This window comes from Gemmatimonadota bacterium (assembly GCA_041390105.1).
In the GTDB taxonomy this organism is placed as follows: domain Bacteria; phylum Gemmatimonadota; class Gemmatimonadetes; order Longimicrobiales; family Gaopeijiaceae; genus JAGQIF01.
In genome coordinates this window covers 274,357-291,112 of record JAWKQO010000002.1, presented here as the reverse complement: position 1 = coordinate 291,112, position 16,756 = coordinate 274,357, and the positions used below count along the sequence as shown (strand labels likewise).

The 16,756-nt window shown below is 67.7% G+C and carries 11 protein-coding genes and 17 tRNA genes; 5 read left to right on the top strand and 23 right to left on the bottom strand.

What is annotated here, in order from left to right; all coding sequences use genetic code 11:
- Window positions 1–93: 93 nt before the first annotated feature.
- Window positions 94–768 (bottom strand): DUF305 domain-containing protein, encoded by a 675-nt coding sequence (locus tag R3E10_10615; GenBank protein MEZ4416186.1) that lies wholly within the window; start codon window positions 766–768, stop codon window positions 94–96.
- Between the two features lie 339 nt (window positions 769–1,107).
- On the opposite strand from R3E10_10615, the gene R3E10_10610 reads away from it, so the two are divergent.
- Window positions 1,108–3,354, top strand: coding sequence for a tetratricopeptide repeat protein (locus R3E10_10610; GenBank protein MEZ4416185.1), 2,247 nt, complete (start codon window positions 1,108–1,110; stop codon window positions 3,352–3,354).
- Here the strand turns inward: R3E10_10610 and R3E10_10605 are convergent.
- Both R3E10_10605 and R3E10_10600 read right to left on the bottom strand, forming a co-directional pair.
- A complete protein-coding gene (locus tag R3E10_10605; GenBank protein ID MEZ4416184.1) occupies window positions 3,351–4,769 on the bottom strand; it encodes an alpha/beta hydrolase in 1,419 nt (472 codons plus the stop codon). The two genes, R3E10_10610 and R3E10_10605, sit on opposite strands and share 4 nt — an antisense overlap.
- A gap of 131 nt (window positions 4,770–4,900) precedes the next feature.
- The gene (locus tag R3E10_10600) at window positions 4,901–6,340 is read right to left on the bottom strand and encodes a hypothetical protein (protein ID MEZ4416183.1); all 1,440 of its coding nucleotides are present in this window, start codon (window positions 6,338–6,340) and stop codon (window positions 4,901–4,903) included.
- Window positions 6,341–6,498: 158 nt separating this feature from the next.
- Here R3E10_10600 and R3E10_10595 point away from each other — a divergent pair, with 158 nt between their 5' ends.
- Window positions 6,499–7,362 carry a DUF4111 domain-containing protein gene (locus R3E10_10595; GenBank protein ID MEZ4416182.1) on the top strand — a complete coding sequence of 288 codons (864 nt, stop codon included), beginning with the start codon at window positions 6,499–6,501 and terminating at the stop codon, window positions 7,360–7,362.
- A gap of 180 nt (window positions 7,363–7,542) precedes the next feature.
- Here the strand turns inward: R3E10_10595 and R3E10_10590 are convergent.
- The 18 genes from R3E10_10590 to R3E10_10505 all read right to left on the bottom strand — a co-directional run bounded on the left by R3E10_10590 (window position 7,543) and on the right by R3E10_10505 (window position 11,292).
- Window positions 7,543–7,625: transfer RNA gene (locus R3E10_10590), tRNA-Ser, on the bottom strand.
- Window positions 7,626–7,828: 203 nt separating this feature from the next.
- Window positions 7,829–7,902, bottom strand: a tRNA-Pro gene (locus tag R3E10_10585).
- Window positions 7,903–8,177: 275 nt separating this feature from the next.
- A tRNA-Ser gene (locus tag R3E10_10580) sits at window positions 8,178–8,261 on the bottom strand.
- Window positions 8,262–8,983: 722 nt separating this feature from the next.
- A tRNA-Ser gene (locus tag R3E10_10575) sits at window positions 8,984–9,069 on the bottom strand.
- A 4-nt stretch (window positions 9,070–9,073) separates the two neighbouring features.
- Window positions 9,074–9,145 (bottom strand) — tRNA-Gln (locus R3E10_10570).
- A gap of 3 nt (window positions 9,146–9,148) precedes the next feature.
- Window positions 9,149–9,478: a hypothetical protein gene (locus tag R3E10_10565; protein MEZ4416181.1), complete on the bottom strand. Its 330-nt coding sequence runs from the start codon at window positions 9,476–9,478 to the stop codon at window positions 9,149–9,151.
- 184 nt (window positions 9,479–9,662) lie between these two features.
- Window positions 9,663–9,735: transfer RNA gene (locus tag R3E10_10560), tRNA-Thr, on the bottom strand.
- 8 nt (window positions 9,736–9,743) lie between these two features.
- Window positions 9,744–9,816 (bottom strand) — tRNA-Ala (locus R3E10_10555).
- 67 nt (window positions 9,817–9,883) lie between these two features.
- Window positions 9,884–9,957 (bottom strand) — tRNA-Val (locus R3E10_10550).
- Between the two features lie 4 nt (window positions 9,958–9,961).
- Window positions 9,962–10,035 (bottom strand) — tRNA-Arg (locus R3E10_10545).
- 191 nt (window positions 10,036–10,226) lie between these two features.
- Window positions 10,227–10,310, bottom strand: a tRNA-Leu gene (locus R3E10_10540).
- 62 nt (window positions 10,311–10,372) lie between these two features.
- Window positions 10,373–10,457: transfer RNA gene (locus R3E10_10535), tRNA-Leu, on the bottom strand.
- Between the two features lie 22 nt (window positions 10,458–10,479).
- A tRNA-Ala gene (locus R3E10_10530) sits at window positions 10,480–10,552 on the bottom strand.
- Window positions 10,553–10,590: 38 nt separating this feature from the next.
- A tRNA-Asp gene (locus tag R3E10_10525) sits at window positions 10,591–10,664 on the bottom strand.
- A 13-nt stretch (window positions 10,665–10,677) separates the two neighbouring features.
- Window positions 10,678–10,749 (bottom strand) — tRNA-Glu (locus R3E10_10520).
- A gap of 20 nt (window positions 10,750–10,769) precedes the next feature.
- A tRNA-Trp gene (locus R3E10_10515) sits at window positions 10,770–10,842 on the bottom strand.
- A gap of 30 nt (window positions 10,843–10,872) precedes the next feature.
- A tRNA-Phe gene (locus R3E10_10510) sits at window positions 10,873–10,945 on the bottom strand.
- 273 nt (window positions 10,946–11,218) lie between these two features.
- A tRNA-Met gene (locus R3E10_10505) sits at window positions 11,219–11,292 on the bottom strand.
- Window positions 11,293–11,465: 173 nt separating this feature from the next.
- Between R3E10_10505 and R3E10_10500 the strand changes: the two genes are divergently transcribed.
- From R3E10_10500 to R3E10_10490, 3 genes are all read left to right on the top strand, one after another.
- Window positions 11,466–11,774 (top strand): DUF2834 domain-containing protein, encoded by a 309-nt coding sequence (locus R3E10_10500; GenBank protein ID MEZ4416180.1) that lies wholly within the window; start codon window positions 11,466–11,468, stop codon window positions 11,772–11,774.
- Window positions 11,771–12,583 carry a helix-turn-helix transcriptional regulator gene (locus R3E10_10495; protein ID MEZ4416179.1) on the top strand — a complete coding sequence of 271 codons (813 nt, stop codon included), beginning with the start codon at window positions 11,771–11,773 and terminating at the stop codon, window positions 12,581–12,583. Before R3E10_10500 ends, R3E10_10495 begins: the two co-directional genes overlap by 4 nt.
- Window positions 12,584–12,663: 80 nt before the next feature.
- The gene (locus R3E10_10490; protein MEZ4416178.1) at window positions 12,664–13,176 is read left to right on the top strand and encodes a DinB family protein; all 513 of its coding nucleotides are present in this window, start codon (window positions 12,664–12,666) and stop codon (window positions 13,174–13,176) included.
- 13 nt (window positions 13,177–13,189) lie between these two features.
- Here the strand turns inward: R3E10_10490 and R3E10_10485 are convergent, their stop codons facing one another.
- Entirely contained in the window at window positions 13,190–14,977 is a 1,788-nt protein-coding gene (locus R3E10_10485; GenBank protein ID MEZ4416177.1) for a hypothetical protein, read from the bottom strand.
- Between the two features lie 444 nt (window positions 14,978–15,421).
- Entirely contained in the window at window positions 15,422–16,645 is a 1,224-nt protein-coding gene (locus R3E10_10480; protein ID MEZ4416176.1) for an ATP-binding protein, read from the bottom strand.
- Window positions 16,646–16,756 lie beyond the last annotated feature (111 nt).

The window sequence follows — 16,756 nt, the reverse complement described above, 5'->3', positions numbered from 1 at the left end:
CTGCGCGCGGCGACCGGGTGGAGGAGGCGGGATGCCGCCGTGAAGCGGATGAAGTCATGTCGTGTTCCTCTGGCGTGATGGACGTGCGGGTCGTCAGCGGTCGCGTGCCGGGGGCAGCGCGTCCAGCATGCGCTGCATGCGCGCGACCTCGGTGGTCTGATCCACCTGGATGTCGGAGGCCAGCTTGAAGACGAACTCGTCCTGGGCTGCCCCGTCGGTCGCGAAGAGCTCGTGGACCATGGTCACGGCTCCCTGATGATGTTGGATCATGTAAGTGAGGAAGAGGCGGTCATAGTCGCCGCCCCTGGCTGCCTTCAGCTCGGCGAGCTGTTGCTCGCTGAGCATGCCCGGCATGTGCATGGCGTGGCCGCCCATCTCCATCTCCCCGCCCGCACCCACCTCGGGGACGGGACGTCCTCGCTCGCGTAGCCACCGCTGCATGATGCCGATCTCGTCCTTCTGCGCGTTGATGATCCGGGCCGTCAGGGTACGGATGGAGGCGCTGGCCCCGTTCGTGGGAGCCCAGCCCGACATCACCAGCGCCTGGGCGTGGTGGTGGATCATCCCCGTCATGAAAGCCACATCCGCCGGACTCACGTTCATGCGGGCGCTGTCGGCCCGGGCCTGGTAGATGGCCTCCAGGCGGGACAGCGAAGGATCGGGGGGCGGCGCTGTCTCAGAGGCGGGGCTGCCGCCGCTCGCGCAGCCCATCAGCGGGGCCGCGGCCAAGCAAAGCGCCAGAAGACGGCTACGTCGGATGTCGGTCATCGGGCAGTTCCGGGCGGCGGTGGGCCGTAGCGCTCAGGCCGTGCAATATACGGAAAACCCGGAGATCGGGCTTCAGTCCTGGCCCAGAGGCCCGGGGGTGCCCGAGGGTCCGCCGGGTCGGTGCCCCAGAGCGGGGCCGCTCCACGCTTGCGGTCCGTCGGGCCAGGGGGCAACGTCCTCGATCGAGGCGATCGCGCTCCCTGTCCGTTGCCGGGGCGCGCTCGCGCATATAGAAGCACGCGGGAGAGCGACGAGCTCTGCCGCTCGGACGAAATCCGAAGCGCCCCGCCGACCGGCCCCCACCGCGCGGCCGGTGCAACGCGGGGCAAGCGAGCCCCCATGTCCGGCTTCTGGCAGGAGCTGCGACGGCGGAAGGTCGCCCGAACCGCCATCGCCTACGCAATCGGCGCCTGGGCGGTGTGGCAAGTGGTCGATGTGGTCACACCGGCGCTGGGCTGGCCGGAGCGCGTCCTCACGTTCGTCGTGGTCGGTGCCATCGCGCTCGCGCCCGTCGTTCTGGCTCTCTCCTGGCTGTTGGAGTTGCGCCCGGAGCGGCTGGATGCGGAGCCCACACCTTCCCTGGAAGCGCCGGACCCCGAGCCGCAGGCCCAGCATCTCGGCCGCAACGCGATGGTGGTCAGCCTGCCGGCACTGTCGCTCAGCGCCCTGCTGGCCTTCCTGCTCTGGCCCACCACCGGCGCTGCCGTCCCCGACTTCGAGCCCGGCGATCCCACGCTCATCAGCGAGTGTGAGAACGCCACGTCGGATCCCGACCTGGGGCGGGTGCTGAACACCGCCCTCGACGCCGTGCTTCGGCAATCCCGCTACGTGGAGATCACCTCGACCGACGCGGCCCGCTCTTTCGCTGTGCGCTACCTGCAGCGCGAACCCCCGGTGACGGTCGATGTAGCACTCGCCAACGAGATCGCCATTCGCGGCGGCTACAAGGTGGCGATCCACTGCGCCATCCGGCCGATCGGTGAGGGGTACCAGATCTCGGCGCGCCTGACGGAGCCCCGTGGGCCCACGGACCTGGCCGTTCTCACCCGCCAAGCCCGGGAAGATCGTGAGCTCTTCACCGCCATCGATGCCATGGCTTCGGACCTGCGCGCGGCGCTGGGCGAATCCCTGTCCTCGATCGAGGCCGATCGTCCCCTGGCCGTGGTCACCACACCGTCGCTCGAGGCGCTCCGCAACTACACGCTGGCCCTGGACGCGGAGGATCGGGGCGATCTGGAGCAGGCCCAACGCTTGATGCTGGCCGCGCTGGAGCGCGACTCGCTGTTCGCCCGCGCGCACTCGGCCCTCGGGAACTGGGCCTACTGGCAGGGAGACCGACCCACGGGCGAGCGCCACTTCCGCGCCGCGCTGCAGGACCCGCAGCGGTTGGCCGAGCGCGACCGGCTCTGGATCGAAGCGACCTGGGCGGGAAGTCGCGACGATCACGACCAGGCGGTCACGCTGTACACCGCCTATCTCGATCGTTGGCCCGGCGACGCCTCCGGCTGGTACAACCTCGGATCTCAGTTCTTCCGTGCTCAACGCTGCGATGACGCAGGGGATGCCTTTGCGCGGGTGCTGGCACTGGACTCGGCCAACGCACCCGCCCGCATCAACCTCGCGTCGTGCCTGGCCACCGTCGGTCGCCGGGACAGCGCACTGGCCCAATACCAGGTCGCCTTCGATCTACAACCCACCTGGCTACAGATCCCCAACCTGAACCACGAGTACGGCTTCGTCCTGGTCGGGGAGGGGCGTGCGGAGGAAGCGCGCATGCTCTTCGAGCGACAACTCGAAGGGTCCGTCGAACAGCAGGCCTTCGCTCGGCGATCGCTGGCGTTGTTGAACCTCTACCAGGGCCGTTATCGCGCCGCCCTGCCCTTGCTCCAGGAGGCGGTCCGGCAGCGACAGACGCTGAACCAAGGCCTGAGTGAGCTGCGCGACCGCTTGTACTTGAGTGGTGTGTACTCCGCTCTCGGTCAGCCCGAGGCCGTAGCCGCGCAGCTCCAGCGCATCGGTGCCCTCAGCACCCGCTTCTACACCGACCCCAGTTGGTTGGCCTACGCGGCCGAGTACCATCAGCGACTCGGCCACCGTGATGAGGTCGCCGCCATTCTCGCACGGGTCGAGGCGGATACGCTGGCCACCGGAGCAGCGACGCAGGGAGCCGTGGTCCTGGTGCGGGCCATCCTGCAACTCGCGGACGGCGACACCGCGGGTGCCTTTGAACAGGCCCGTCGGGCCGCGGATGTGTTCCCCGGCTCTCGGACGCGCATCTGGACGTGCCGTTTGGCCCTGCTGCGCGGAGACACGAACACAGCGCGCGAGGAATGCGCCCAGCTAGGGCGCGAGAACGCGCTGGGCTGGGAGGCGCAGGAGCCCTACCTGCTGTCGCGATTCTGGTTGGGCCGGATCGAGGAGGATCAGGCGTCGCTGGACGCGGCCTTGTCGCACTACCGCGCGCTGGCCGAGGTCTGGAGCGACGCAGACGAAGGTCTGACGTTCGCGGACGTGGACGGAGCACCCGTGGACGTGCCGTCCTACCTGCGCACCGTGCTCGGGCGCGGGGAGGTGCCCATCGCCTAGGCGGCTGAGCCCGCCGGGACCAGCTCGGCGTTCTCTGGCCAGTCACCCGCCAGGAAGGCCTCCGCTGCATCCAGGAACGCCCAGGGCGCCTCCAGGAACGGGAAGTGCCCCGCGGGCGAGAGCACCACCATACGCTTCCCGGGCTGACCCTCGACCCAGGCCCGGCCTCCCGAGACGGCGATGCCATCCTCTCGGCCGTGGATCACCAAAGTGGGAATGTCCAAGGCGCGGAACGCCGGACGGTGGTCGAACGTGCCAAAGGAACCGAGCAGGGCTCCGAAGTACGGATACAAGCGCTCCGGCCACTCGTTGGGGAATCGACACACGTCGGGGACCAGGTGCGCCATCGACCGGTCCACGAAGCTGGTGGGAAGCAGGATCAGGTTCTCCGTGCGGCAGGCCAAGGCCGAGTCGGCACCGAAGGCGCCCGAGGCGCGGTCGGCCTGCAGCTGCTCATAGGCCACGCGGTCCACCTTCTCGTCCCGAGTCGGGATGCCGGGCTCCAGCGGCCAGGGATCGGAGGAGGGGCCAACCGGAGAAACCAGCAGGATGCGTTCGACCCGCTCGGGATGGGCGATCGCGTAGCGCGCCACCAGCTTGCCCAGACCCGACCAGCCCAGCAGAGTGAAGCGTTCCAGGCCGAGCTGCACGCGTAGCGCCTCCAGGTCGCGCAACTGGCGGTCCTCCGAGACGGCCTCGAGCGGCGTCGCGTCGGAGGCGCCCCGCCCCAGTGGATCGAAGAACACCAGCCGACGATCGCGGGCCAGCGGCTCCAGCGCGGCCGTGAGGAATTCCTCCATCGGCGTCACCACGGTCTGCTCGCCCTCGCCGACGACGCGGTAGTGCATGCGAGCACCGTCTTCCGTCGTGATCCAACCTTCCATTTCAGGCCGAGGGTCCGGCTGCGTCGTATAGCGCGCGCGGGCGAACTCCGTCAGTACACCCCCCCGAACCACCGAGTCGACGACGAGCACGCCATCCTGCGTCGGTTGATAGATGGTGCGGCCCCGCTCTGTAGGAGAGCTCCACTCCACGGCCAACCGGGAGTCGCCCGCGTCGATCTGCAGGGACAGTCGCTCGCCGCGGGAATCGAACCACCAGCCGGCCGCTTGCCCTTCCCCCGTGGGGTAGTAGGCGACCGCGCTGAGCGCGGCCTCCGCATCGGAGGCGAAGCGATTCTCGAATTCGAGTCGCACGTAGCGACCGTCGGCCAGCTCGCTCCATCGCATGCGGAACTGAGCGGGACGCCCCAGAAGCTCGCCTTCGCCTTGCCAGGTGCCTTGGAGTTGGGCCAGGGCATCCGCCGCCGCGGCGACGGGCAACGAGCGACCTTCGGGCTCGGTACACGCTGTTCCGACGCCGACCGCCACCAAGGCCAGCACCACCGCCCGAGTTCGCGCGCTATCCGCCCGCACCGCTGTTCCGCCCACTCGCCCCCCCCTTTGCACTCGACGTCCGCGCGCTTTCCCCGGTCCCGTCAAGATACGGCGGAGCGCCGCGAGCCTTGCCTCGCACACCGTGCGGCCGAGGCGCCTCGCAGACCCGTTCAGGGTCTCCAGTCCGGTTCGGCGAGATGAAGGCCGGTTGCGAAGATCTCGCGGAGGATCGGGAAGAACGCGCCCGAGCTTCGCTCCAACAGCAGCCAACTCTCCCGATAGGCGAGAACGATCCAGTGACCGTCCGGCGACCACGTCAGGGGAGCCGCGGCGGAGGACCCGATGCCCACCGTTTCGATGAGCGTCCCGTCCGGATGACAGAAGCGGAGCACCCCACGGTCGTTGTAGACCAGCTCCGACGAGTCGGGCGCCCACACGGGGAGCCACTCGCTGGGGTCCGTGGAGGGAAGAGGCACCTGCACGCCGCTGGTCAGGTCGCGGACCGCCAGGCTTCCGTTCAGGGAACGCAGGGCCAGATAGCGGCCATCGGGGCTCACACGAGCACGATCTTCGGGGACCAGCAGCTGCCGCGCAGACGCGTCGGGCGCGATGCGCCAGACGCCACCCCGACTGAAGTAGATCCACTGGCCGTCGCGGGTCCACGAGATCGGCCGGCCGTACGAAAGCGCCACCGTCACGTTGCTGCGAGCGCCCTGCAGGTCGGACACGACCAGCGTGTCGAGAGAGACGTAGGCCACCTGGGTTGCGTCGGGCGACCAGACGGGACTGGGCAACCAGCGAGGCGTGGTCGGCTGTACCCATTGACGAAGCGTGGTCCGCGCCGAGCCGTGGAGCTTCATGGTCGCCATTTCGACGTTGGCCCCGCTCTGGACACTCACCAACAGGGTGGCATCGGGAACGACGTGTACTCGCGCGATTTCGGAGACCTGTCCCACGTGAAAGAACATGTGGGCCTCGCCGATTCGCAAACCCGTTGCACTCCTCGGCGATACGGCAACCGCGCTCGGGTCCCCGGAGCCGGCCGTGACCGGCACTCCGGCGTCGTTGCGAAGGCGATCCCGGGCAACCGGCGAAAACGTGAAGGGGACGTTGAGCGTGACCGTCGTGTCTTGGGGGAAACCCTCGATGCGCACGGGGTTCCCGGGCAGGACCGTGAACCGCAGGGTATCCACCGCATTGTAGTCCAGAACGCGCGCTTCCAGCACCGCCTCACCCACGATTCGGGCGAAGCGAGCCTCCACGACCGCCAGCCCCAGCGGATTGGTCAGGCGTAGAACGTCGGTGGCGAAGCCGCCAGGCTGCGAGACGTTCCGCACCAGGAGCACGGGATCGCCACCGAACTCGTGACCGCTGGACCGCATTGCCGTCAAGGTCACGCGAAGCCCCTCCGCCGGTCGACCCTTCGCGTCGAGCACGCGGACACCGATGCGGACGGGGAGGTCGGCGTCGATGGTATCCACCTGTCCTGCGCCCTGCGCCTCCAGCGTCAGGAACGAGGTGTCGAGCGGTACAGTGGGCTCTCCGCACCCCGCGGCTAGTGCCGCGAGTGCTCCGCCGATGAGGACCTGAAGTCCCAGTCGGCCAGCCATCGCGGACCCGCGTTCTTGGCTTGACATGAACGAAGCTACATTCCCCCCGCACCGTGCGACGAGGGGGACGCGGGTAAGCACCGCTGCGCTGCCGCCGTACGGTGCGCCAAGCCAAATGCCTGCGGACGCTGCGGTGCCCGCCCGACCCGCAAGGAGCCATGGAGACCGAACGCGGCCAGTCGCTGGAAACCTGTGACCGCCTGGTTCGGGCGTGGATCGGCGACGTCCAGGATGCGGTGCGTTCGGCGCTCGGGAGTCGGCTGGTGGGGTTGTACGTACACGGTTCGCTGGCTCAGGGCAGCTATCACCCTCCCAAGAGCGACGTGGACGTGTTGGTGGTGAGCGCAGGCAGCCTCCCTCCCGATGTACGGCGCGACCTCGGTCTCACGTTGGCCGAAGTCTCCGGCCGCCGACGTCCGACGGTGGGCGGCCTCGAGCTGAGCGTCGTCACCCGGGACGCGGCCGCGCGCCCGATGTATCCAGTGCCGTACGAGGTGCACTACGGAGACGAACACGTTGCGCAGATCCTCGACAGCACGTTCGACTGGGCGCGACAGCGGGTGGATCCCGACCTCTCCGCGCATTTCCAGTCCGTGCGCGAGTCCGGAGTGGCGCTCCTGGGACCTCCGGTCCACGCGGTGTTTGGCGCCGTGGCCCCGGCCCACTTCGAGGCGGCGGTGCTCGCCGATCTCGAGTGGCTCCTCAAGGCGGAGAACATCCTGGTGAGTCCGTTCTACGCGGTGCTCAACTGCTGCAGGATCCTCATGGTGCGGGCCGGGGCCTGGCCCGGTCTGGTGCCGAGCAAGGAGGGCGCCGGCCAGTGGGCGCTAGACCACGTCCCGCCCGCGCACCGCCCCACGGTGGACGCGGCCCTCGCCGCCTACCGGAGCCCAGCACGGCCACCTGCGGAGGAGCGGAGGACCGCCGGACTGCAGTGGGACCGGGACGCGCTGCTGGCGTTCCGGGATTGGATGCGAGGACTTGGAATCGACGGGCCGCGGCCGGGAGGGACGAGCGCCTGAGGGACACAAAGGGCATCGGTGCCTCGCCTGCGGCTCGATCTCGCGTACACCACCTGGGGTCTAGCGACACCCGACCGGCGCATCGGTTCGAACCCCGGTGGGGGTCCTCGCCCTCCGCCTACACGAAGCCCGGCAAGTCTCCTTGCCGGGCTGTTTGCTTCAGGTCGTGTTCGATTTCAACGGAGGCGGAGGGACTCGAACCCCCAAGGGCTTGCGCCCGCCGCATTTCGAGTGCGGTGCCTTACCAATTAGACTACGCCTCCCATCCAACTGGTAGCGCTTCAAACAACGTACCAAACCAATCGGGGCGCCCGGATGGAGCTCCGGTCGCCTCCGGCGATCCTCGCAGATCCGTGCGACTACCTGACTGCTCTTCGACACCAATCGGGGCGCCCGGATGGAGCTCCGGTCGCCTCCGGCGATCCTCGCAGATCCGTGCGACTACCTGACTGCTCTTCGACACCAATCGGGGCGCCCGGATTCGAACCGGGGACCTCTGCGACCCGAACGCAGCGCTCTACCGGACTGAGCCACGCCCCGAACAACCTTCAGGCCACATCGACTTCTGGCCCCCCTCGCTTCTGAACCCACGCTGATTCCTGACGGACGGGGTGGGATGAAGCTCCGGTCGCCTTCGGCGATCCTCGCTCGTCTCCGTTTCCTCGCCCCTGCCTGGCTCGGGCACTCCGGCGCGAACCCACGCAGCTTTCAACGGACGGGGTGGGATGGAGCTGCGGTCGCCTGCGGCGATCCTCGCTCGTCTCGCTCTTTCACTCCGTTCATTCGCTCGGCGCGAACCCACGCCGGTTTTCAAACGGACGGGGTGGGATTCGAACCCACGCGGGCGTGAGCCCACACGATTTCCAATCGTGCGCCTTAAGCCACTCGGCCACCCGTCCCGTGCGGCTCTGCCCGCTCCGGCGGGGCAGGCGCCTTCACCACCACGAACACGATTTCCAACCGATGCGACATCCAGAACTCGAAGATCGTCCTGTCAGGCCGCGAGATCTGAGCCCGTAGGGCGAAGCATCGTGCGCCTTAAGCCACTCGGCCACCCGTCCCGTGCGGCTCTGCCCGCTCCGGCGGGGCAGGCGCCTCGTTCGGTCACTCGGCTCGAACCCACGCGGGCGTGAGCCTACACGATTTCCAACCGATGCGACATCCAGCTCCCGAAGATCTCCCTGTCAGGTCGCGAGATCTGAGCCCGTAGGGCGAAGCATCGTGCGCCTTAAGCCACTCGGCCACCCGTCCCGTGCGGCTCTGCCCGTTCCGGCGGGGCAGGCGCCTCGCTCGGTCGCTCGGCGCGAACCCAGGGCCTTTCCACCCGTCGAGCTCTCCACACCGTTGAGACTGAACGGAGGGGGTGGGATGGAGCTCCGGTCGCCTGCGGCGATCCTCGCTCGTCTCCGCTCCCTCACTTCATTCGGTCGCTCCGGCTCGAACCCTTTCCCGCCTCAGCAGGCAGGTTTCCTCACCGTTCGCGATTCGACGGAGGGGGTGGGATGGAGCTCCGGTCGCCTGCGGCGATCCTCGCTCGTCTCGCTCCCTCGCTGCGCTCGGTCACTCGGCTCGAACCCAGGGCCTTTCCACCCGTTGAGCTCTCCACGCCGTTGAGACCTAACGGAGGGGGTGGGATTCGAACCCACGAGGTCCTTTCGGACCAACGCCTTAGCAGGGCGCCGCCTTAAGCCACTCGGCCACCCCTCCAAAGTTGCCCCGCTAGGACTCGAACCTAGAGTCTTCCGGTCCAGAGCCGGACGTGTTGCCATTACACCACGGGGCAGTATCACTGTTTTGCTCGAGGCCACTCGAACTGTTGCGCCGTTCGGCGCTGATGGCAGTTCGCGCAGCGGACGTCGCACTTGCGGATCTCAGCGAGCACCTTGTCCCAGGCGTAGCCGGCACTCAGCAACGTCGAGACGTTGAAGGACTTCTCCGCCAACGCTCGATGGTCGAACCCGAGGACGTCGGGATCCGACTCACCACAGTCCACACAGGGATGGCAGGCCAGGTACTCTCTGATCCGCTCGAACCCCTGCTCGCGGCGCCGGAGGCGTCCGGCGTGAGCCCGGTCACGTGCATCCGCTCGATTGCGGCGGTACCACGTCCGGCACAACTCTCGATGACACGTCCGACAGGTGCTTCCGCGCCCGTCGACTCGTCCCCGGTTCTGGGGGTACGCCTCCAACGGCTTCGTCTCACCGCAGGACCAACATCGTTTCAAACAGCCTCCCGTCGCGAGCCGCGCTCAATGAAGCACGCGCGTCAGAGCCGCTCCGGAAATGTCCCATTGGGACCAGAGCCACCAGTCGGACTTGAACCGACGACCCCGTCATTACGAGTGACGTGCTCTACCAACTGAGCTATGGTGGCGGGTCAAGTGGAGCCGAGGGGAGTCGAACCCCTGACCTCTTGAGTGCGATTCAAGCGCTCTCCCAACTGAGCTACGGCCCCGCTCCCTATGCCAATCTGACCGAGAACCCGCAGATGGCAAGTTCCAGGCCCTCCAGCCACACCGTGATGGGCGCAAGAGGACTCGAACCTCTGACCTCTACGATGTCAACGTAGCGCTCTAACCAACTGAGCTATGCGCCCTGCATGCGCCCGGGAGGACTTGAACCCCCAACCTCTTGATCCGTAGTCAAGCGCTCTATCCAATTGAGCTACGGGCGCTTATCGCGCACTTGGTCTCTTCGGCCCAAGTGCACCGACTGTGATGGTGTTTCTTTCCCACGTTTTCGGCGGTGATGTGGGATGCAAGGCAAGGCGGGCAAGGCAAGCCGACCGAGGCGTATCGAGATACGCCGCAGGAAGGCGCGACCGCAGCCCAACGCAGCATTGCGCCCACAGCGCCTCCGAAAACATGCCCACGACAGGACTCGAACCTGTACGCCGTTTCCGGCACTGGTCCCTCAAACCAGCCTGTCTACCAATTCCAGCACGTGGGCCTTCGTTCGCAATTCCAGTGTGAGCTTCGCGCTCCTGGTGCTGGCTCTTCAGAAAGAAACCATGCTCGGGGAGGGACTCGAACCCTCACGGGGTTAACCCCCACAGGATCCTGAATCCTGCGCGTCTGCCAATTCCGCCACCCGAGCGCGAAGCTCACGAGTTCCATGATGGAGCCGAGGGGAGTCGAACCCCTGACCTCCTGAATGCCATTCAGGCGCTCTCCCAACTGAGCTACGGCCCCAACTCGAACACGACCCGAATTTTCAACAAGCACGGCAACGGGGCTGACGGGACTCGAACCCGCGACCTCCGGTGTGACAGACCGGCACTCTAACCGACTGAGCTACAGCCCCTTGTGTTGCCCTATGCCCCCACGGGGAATCGAACCCCGCTCTCCACCTTGAAAGAGTGGTGTCCTAACCGATAGACGATGGGGGCTCGCACTCCACCTGTCTGTACAGGCCCGGAGGGACTCGAACCCCCAACCCCCGGTTTTGGAGACCGGTGCTCTACCACTTGAGCTACGGACCTAGCGTTCACTCCCTCTCGGGAGGTCCGCAGTGGCCAGGGACGGGATCGAACCGCCGACACCGTGATTTTCAGTCACGTGCTCTACCAACTGAGCTACCTGGCCGACAAAAAACCCGCCCAGTCCTTCCGACTAGGGCGGGTTCCAGGCTCCAAGCCGGCTGCGCGCCTAGCGGCTCGCGTCCCCCGCCCCCTCGGATCGAGGGGCCCACGGGTTCGTCGACGTTCCCCAGGAGACTTCCGCCCAGGCGGCATCCCGCCGGTGCGTGCTCGAAGAGAGTGTCGTCGTCAAATCCGTTCGGTCCCGTTTCCGATCTTCGGAGAGATCGAGCCCTTCCTACAGCCGGAAGCGCCGCCTGTTCGGCGACGCTTCCACGAGTAGCGGGGGCGGGATTTGAACCCGCGACCTTCGGGTTATGAGCCCGACGAGCTACCAGACTGCTCCACCCCGCAGCAAGAAGGGTAGTTTACCCAGGGCTGGAGGGGGTGTCAACCGAGTGGACCCCCTCCTGAGAGGCGCTCCCGGAGGCCGCAGGCACGCCAGATTACCCCGGACGTAGTGGAAGAAAGGGGCTGCCGCTGCGAGGGTCGAAGATCCTCGGTTTTCACTCCTTCTGGAGGTGCCCGTGAGACCCGTCTACGCCGTTCTGGCCCTGCTCGGGGCCGCCCTCCCCATGGTGTTTTTCGTCCGCTTCTTCTCCGGCTCGGCTCCGGGCGATCCGGGCTTCCTGGCCGCCGCCTTCGCCAACCCGGCCGCCGGCGGGCTGAGCACCGATCTGGTGATCTCCTCGGTCACGTTCTGGGCCTGGATGGCCACCCGGAGGGGTGGCCCGCGACCCTGGGGGTTCATCGTGGTGAACCTGCTGATCGGCCTCTCCTGCGCGCTGCCCGCCTATCTCTACGTATTGGAGGGCCGACGCGAGGGGGCACGGTGAGGGACAGTGCCCAGCTCGGCGAACGGCTCCGTCACTGGCGGGCCGTGCGCGGTCGCACCCAGGGTGCGCTGGCCGATGCGGCGGGCATCTCCGCGCGACACATGAGCTTCATCGAGACGGGCCGCTCCCGCCCCAGCCGCAGCGTGCTCCTGCGACTGGCCGATGCGCTGGAAGTCCCGCTCCGGGAGCAGAATGCGCTGCTGGAGGCCGCAGGCCTCAGTCGTGAGTTTCGCGAGACGCCGCTGGACGCGCCCGGCATGGCGCATACGCAGCGGATGCTCGCACTCCTCCTGGAGCGGACGGAGCCCTACCCCGCCGTCGTCGTGGACCCTGCCTTCAACGTCCTGATGGCCAATCGCGCGCAGATCCGCCTGCACGCCCGCTGCCTGCGCCAGCCCCCGCTGCCCTCGCTGGAGCGGCCCAACCTGGTGCGGGCCTTCTTCGATGCCGACGGCCTCAAGCCGGCGGTGCTGAACTGGGAAGAAGCGGCGGCGGTGCTGTGGCGCAGACTGCAGAGGGAACTGGCGGAGCGCCCCACCCATCCCGGGCTCGTTCTCCTTCTGGAGGAGCTGTCCCGACGCGCGGACGTACGCCGCCTGGACGTGGTGGCGCCCACCGAACCCAGCGGACCGTGGGTGCCGCTGTCGCTACGGCTGGTCACCGGTGAGACCATCCGACTCGTGACGTTGATCGCCAGCTTCGGTACCGCCATCGACGTGGCACTGGAGGAGCTGCGACTGGAGTCGTTCCTCCCCGCCGATGAGCCGTCGGCGGCGTTGCTGCGGACCTTGGCGGAGTCGGGCGACTGAAAGGGAGCGCCCGACGGCGATGCCGCACGCGCGTCGACCGTAGTAGGTTGGACTTCCCCACCCCGACAGGAGGGCTACGCATGAATCTGGGCGACGTCAAAGCCATGGACTTCCAGCAGGAGGCGGCCAGCACGCGCCGTGTCCTGGAACGGATCCCCGAGGAGAAGTTCGGGTGGCGGCCCCATGCCAAGTCGTGGAGCGCGGCACAGCTCGCCACGCACATCGCCAACCTCCCCACCTGGGCGATGGGCATCCTCAAGCAGGACGCGCTGGACATCAATCCACCCGGGGGAGCGGCCTACACGCCTCCTCCGCTGGCTCAGTCGCGAGCCGAGCTGCTGGAGACGTTCGACCGCAACGTGGGGATGGCAGCGGCAGCGTTGAAGGAGACCACGGACGCGGCCTTCCAGGCTCCGTGGACGTTCCTGAACGGCGGCGAGGTGGTGTTCCGTATCCCGAGGATCGCGTCGTTCGAAAGCTTCGTGATGCGGCACTGGGCGCATCACCGCGGACAGATGACGGTCTATCTACGCTTGCTCGACGTACCGCTTCCCCAGGTCTACGGACCCACGGCGGACGAGCCGGGCATGTAGCGCAGACCGGGGCCTACGCCTCCGCCAAGCCGATCTCCTGAAGGAACGTCTTCACGTCCGGATCGGCGCGAAACGCGGGGACGGCCATGGCGCGCAGGATCGCCAGCGGCGACAGGTCACGCGCGTCATGGGCGGCCCGGAGCGCCGCCACGGCATCGTCCACCCTGCCGATGGCCGCGAGCAGCGGCGCGCGGATGGTGGCAGACACCTCGTCTTCTCCCAGCGCACGCGCCTCGATCACGTCGAGGAACGCTTCATCCGTCTGCGCGTCGCGCGGTGGACCGGCCGGCGCGCCTCCAACGGGCACCCCGGTCCGCGGTCCGGGCCGATCCGCGTCGGGCCGGTCGGCACTGAGCTCCCGCGCCTCACGGATCCGCCCCTCCGCCACCAGCAGGAACTCCAGGCCGAAGCGGCCCGAGCCGAACGATTCGTCGATGTCGAGGGCCTGCCGGTAGGCTGCTTCGGCGCCGGCGACGTCACCCGCCGCCTGGAGCACGGCCGCACGATCCGCGTGAGCGCCGGGCGAGAGCGGATTCAGGCGCACTGCTTCCATCGCCAAGGCGCGGGCCTCCTCCATGCGCCCACGCACGGCCAGGATCACCGCGAGCTCCTGCCGGTGCTCGGCCGCCTGCGGCTCGATCTCGATGGCGCGTCGGAGCTCGCTCTCCGCTTCGTCCCAGCGGTTGAAGTACTCGAAGAGCACCGCGCCGTGCGCGGCGTGGGCTGCCGCCAGGTTCGCATCCAGCGCCAGGGCGCGTTCCGCGGAGGTGTCCGCGCGCGCGAGCACCTCGTCCCGCGCCGCACCGGGGAACGCCGAGCGCCCGATCAATGTGCGGGCCAGGCCCGCCCAGGCCAGCGCGAACGTCGAGTCGAGCCCGATGGCGTCCTCGTAGTTGGCAATGGCGTCGTCGTAGCCGCTGGGGCTCCGTTTGTTGCGATTGTATTCGCCCCAGAGGTACTTGTCGTAGGCCATGGCGTTGGCGGTGGTGCCGTGCACGAGCGGCTCGTCCGGGCGCTCCGCAATCGTGACCTCGAGCACACGCACGATCGCCTGCGCGATCTCCTCCTGCACGTCGAACACGTCGGTCAGCGGCCGCGCGTAGCGCTCGGTCCAGATCTCGAAGCCGTCCTGCGTGTCGGCCAGGTGGACGTCGACACGTACGGTCTCGCCGTCCTTGCGCACGCTGCCCTCCAGCACAGACGCCACGCCCAGCTCCTGGCCGATCTCCTGCACCGGCCGCGCGCTGCTCTTGAAGGCGAACGAGGAGGTGCGGGACGCCACTTTGATCCCACGCACCCGTGTGAGCGCCGTGATGACGGCGTCGGTGATGCCGTCGCTGAAGTACTCCTCGTTCGCGTCGCCGCTCAGGTTGACGAACGGCATCACCGCGAGCGACTTGGCGTCCAACACGCGCTGACTGGGCCGGGCCTCCGCTTCGACGTCTTCCACGGCATGGAGGAACCACCAGCCCGTGGCGCCCATGGCCACGATGCTCACCACCAGGGCGGCCGCCCACAGCATGACCCAGGAGTGACGTCCTTCGGGGAGGGTGGGCGCCTCCTCGCCCTGGGTGCGCACCAACCCCTTGGGGGTCAGATCGAACAACCAGGCCAGGACCAAGGCCACCGGGAAGCCGGCCATCATCAGGATGACCAGCAGCTGGAAGGCGGTGTCCGAGAGACCCAGTGCCGGGAAGACCAGATCGGCGCCCTGCAGCACCACGAAGGCGAAGGCCGCATAGCCCACACCCACCCGGTAGACCCGGCGGCGCTTCAGCTCGTTGAGGAAGGGATGGTCCAAAGGGTCCTGCTGTCTGCCGACGCTCGAGCGACTGGGGGGAGCACGGACGGCGGCTCGTCCGGGGCGCGGCAGGGCCGCCCGGGCATCCCCACACCACCGGCCCAACCTAGATCCGCCCCCCGCGGCGGGCGACCCTGCCTGGGTGAGGAGACAGCGGGAGGGGGAGTGGGGTTAGGGCGCGGAGAGAGCCGCTGGTGAGTCAGAGCGCCTGCCACGACCAGACGTCGACCCCCTCAGTGCGAAAGCTTTCCCGGCCTCCATACACGAAACGGGCGGGGCTGTGGGGTAGGTTCCGAAGCCGTCTCCGCCAGGAGAGCCTAGCAAGTTGATCACCTCCGCAACCGCGAAGGACTCGAAGACCGCACCTCGTGACACGTGCAGGTCGAGGTCCGCCGCGCTCCGGATGCCGAGAAGCGAGCAAAGGGATCAGGAAGCTCGCCTCGGTCACTTCCCGTTCAGCCCTCGAAGCCACCGGCGGACGTCCGACTCCAGGAATTCACCGATCCCCACGCCGCCCTGGCCCACGATCAGGGCGCGCGCGTCGGGGAACTCGTCCGCAAAGGCGGAGAGTCCTCGGACCGACTTCGATCTCCGGCCGCTCTTCACTTCGATCGCCAGTAGGTCCTCCCCTGCGGCAACGACGAAGTCGACCTCGAGGTTCCCGCCCCTCCAGTACCAAAGGTCGCAGAGGCCCGCGCTTGCGGCGTTCGCCAGATGGGTACCGACGGCCGACTCCACCAGGCGGCCCCAGTATTCGGAGTCCTCGCGAGCAGAGACGAGGGTGCGCCCGGACGACACCGTCATCAAAGCGTTGTTCAGCACCTGGAGCTTCGGGCTCGACGCCCGCTGGCGCACGAATGAACCGGAGTACTTCTCGATCCCGCGGACCATCCCGGCGGCGGCGAGTAGTTCGAGATAGTGCGCCAGCGTAGTCGTGTTGCCCGCATCCTGGAGCTGCCCGAGCATCTTGTTGTATGAGAGGATCTGGCCCGAATACCGGCAGGCGAGATCGAAGAGCTGACGAAGCAGGGCCGGCTTGTCCACGCGATTGAGCAGGAGCACGTCGCGAGCGACCGTGGTTTCGACGAGCGCATCGCGTACGTAGCGCATCCAGCGGTCGAGGTCACTCGCGAGGGGTGCGGCACCTGGATATCCGCCGAAGTACACGAACTCGTCGAGCGTGACCCCGAAGACCTCGTGCATCTCGGTGAACGACCAGTGGCCCAACAGTATGAGCTCGAACCGTCCAGCGAGACTCTCAGTCAATCCGTGTTGGAGGAGCAGCGGAGTTGAGCCAGACAGGATGACGTGAAGCGGAAGGGCACCTGCCGTGTCCTCATCCCAGAGTCGTTTTACCGTTTCGGACCAGCCCGGAATCTTGTGGATCTCGTCCAGAGCCAGCACGGCGCTCCGAGCGCCCGACGCCTCCGCGCGCGCCGCCTCCCACTGGGCCGCAATCCAGCCCCGGTCCCGCAACGAGGGCTCGTCGGCGGAAGCGTAGCGGGCCCGCGATTCCCACCCGGCCAGGACCTGTCGTACCAGGGTCGTCTTCCCCACCTGCCGAGGGCCCGCCACCACTTGGATGAAACGGCGGGGTTCGGACAGACGCTCCTCGAGGACCCGGCCTGGGGCCCGCACGAAGGCGGGCAGTCCATTGCTACTCAACATAGTGAGTAAAATTACTCAATAAACTGAGTAATGCCAGGACGCGGAGTAACGAGGGACCTCCAGCCAGGAGGTCTACTGGCTCAACGAACGCGTGCTGGTGGCTCCCTGGTG

Excerpts from the sequence above, each read along its gene's own strand:
- R3E10_10480 (MEZ4416176.1), bottom strand. The coding sequence starts at position 16,645 with ATGTTGAGTAGCAATGGACTGCCCGCCTTCGTGCGGGCCCCAGGCCGG.
- R3E10_10490 (MEZ4416178.1), top strand. The coding sequence starts at position 12,664 with ATGAATCTGGGCGACGTCAAAGCCATGGACTTCCAGCAGGAGGCGGCC.
- R3E10_10615 (MEZ4416186.1), bottom strand. The coding sequence starts at position 768 with ATGACCGACATCCGACGTAGCCGTCTTCTGGCGCTTTGCTTGGCCGCG.
- R3E10_10610 (MEZ4416185.1), top strand. The coding sequence starts at position 1,108 with ATGTCCGGCTTCTGGCAGGAGCTGCGACGGCGGAAGGTCGCCCGAACC.
- R3E10_10595 (MEZ4416182.1), top strand. The coding sequence starts at position 6,499 with ATGGAGACCGAACGCGGCCAGTCGCTGGAAACCTGTGACCGCCTGGTT.
- R3E10_10600 (MEZ4416183.1), bottom strand. The coding sequence starts at position 6,340 with ATGGCTGGCCGACTGGGACTTCAGGTCCTCATCGGCGGAGCACTCGCG.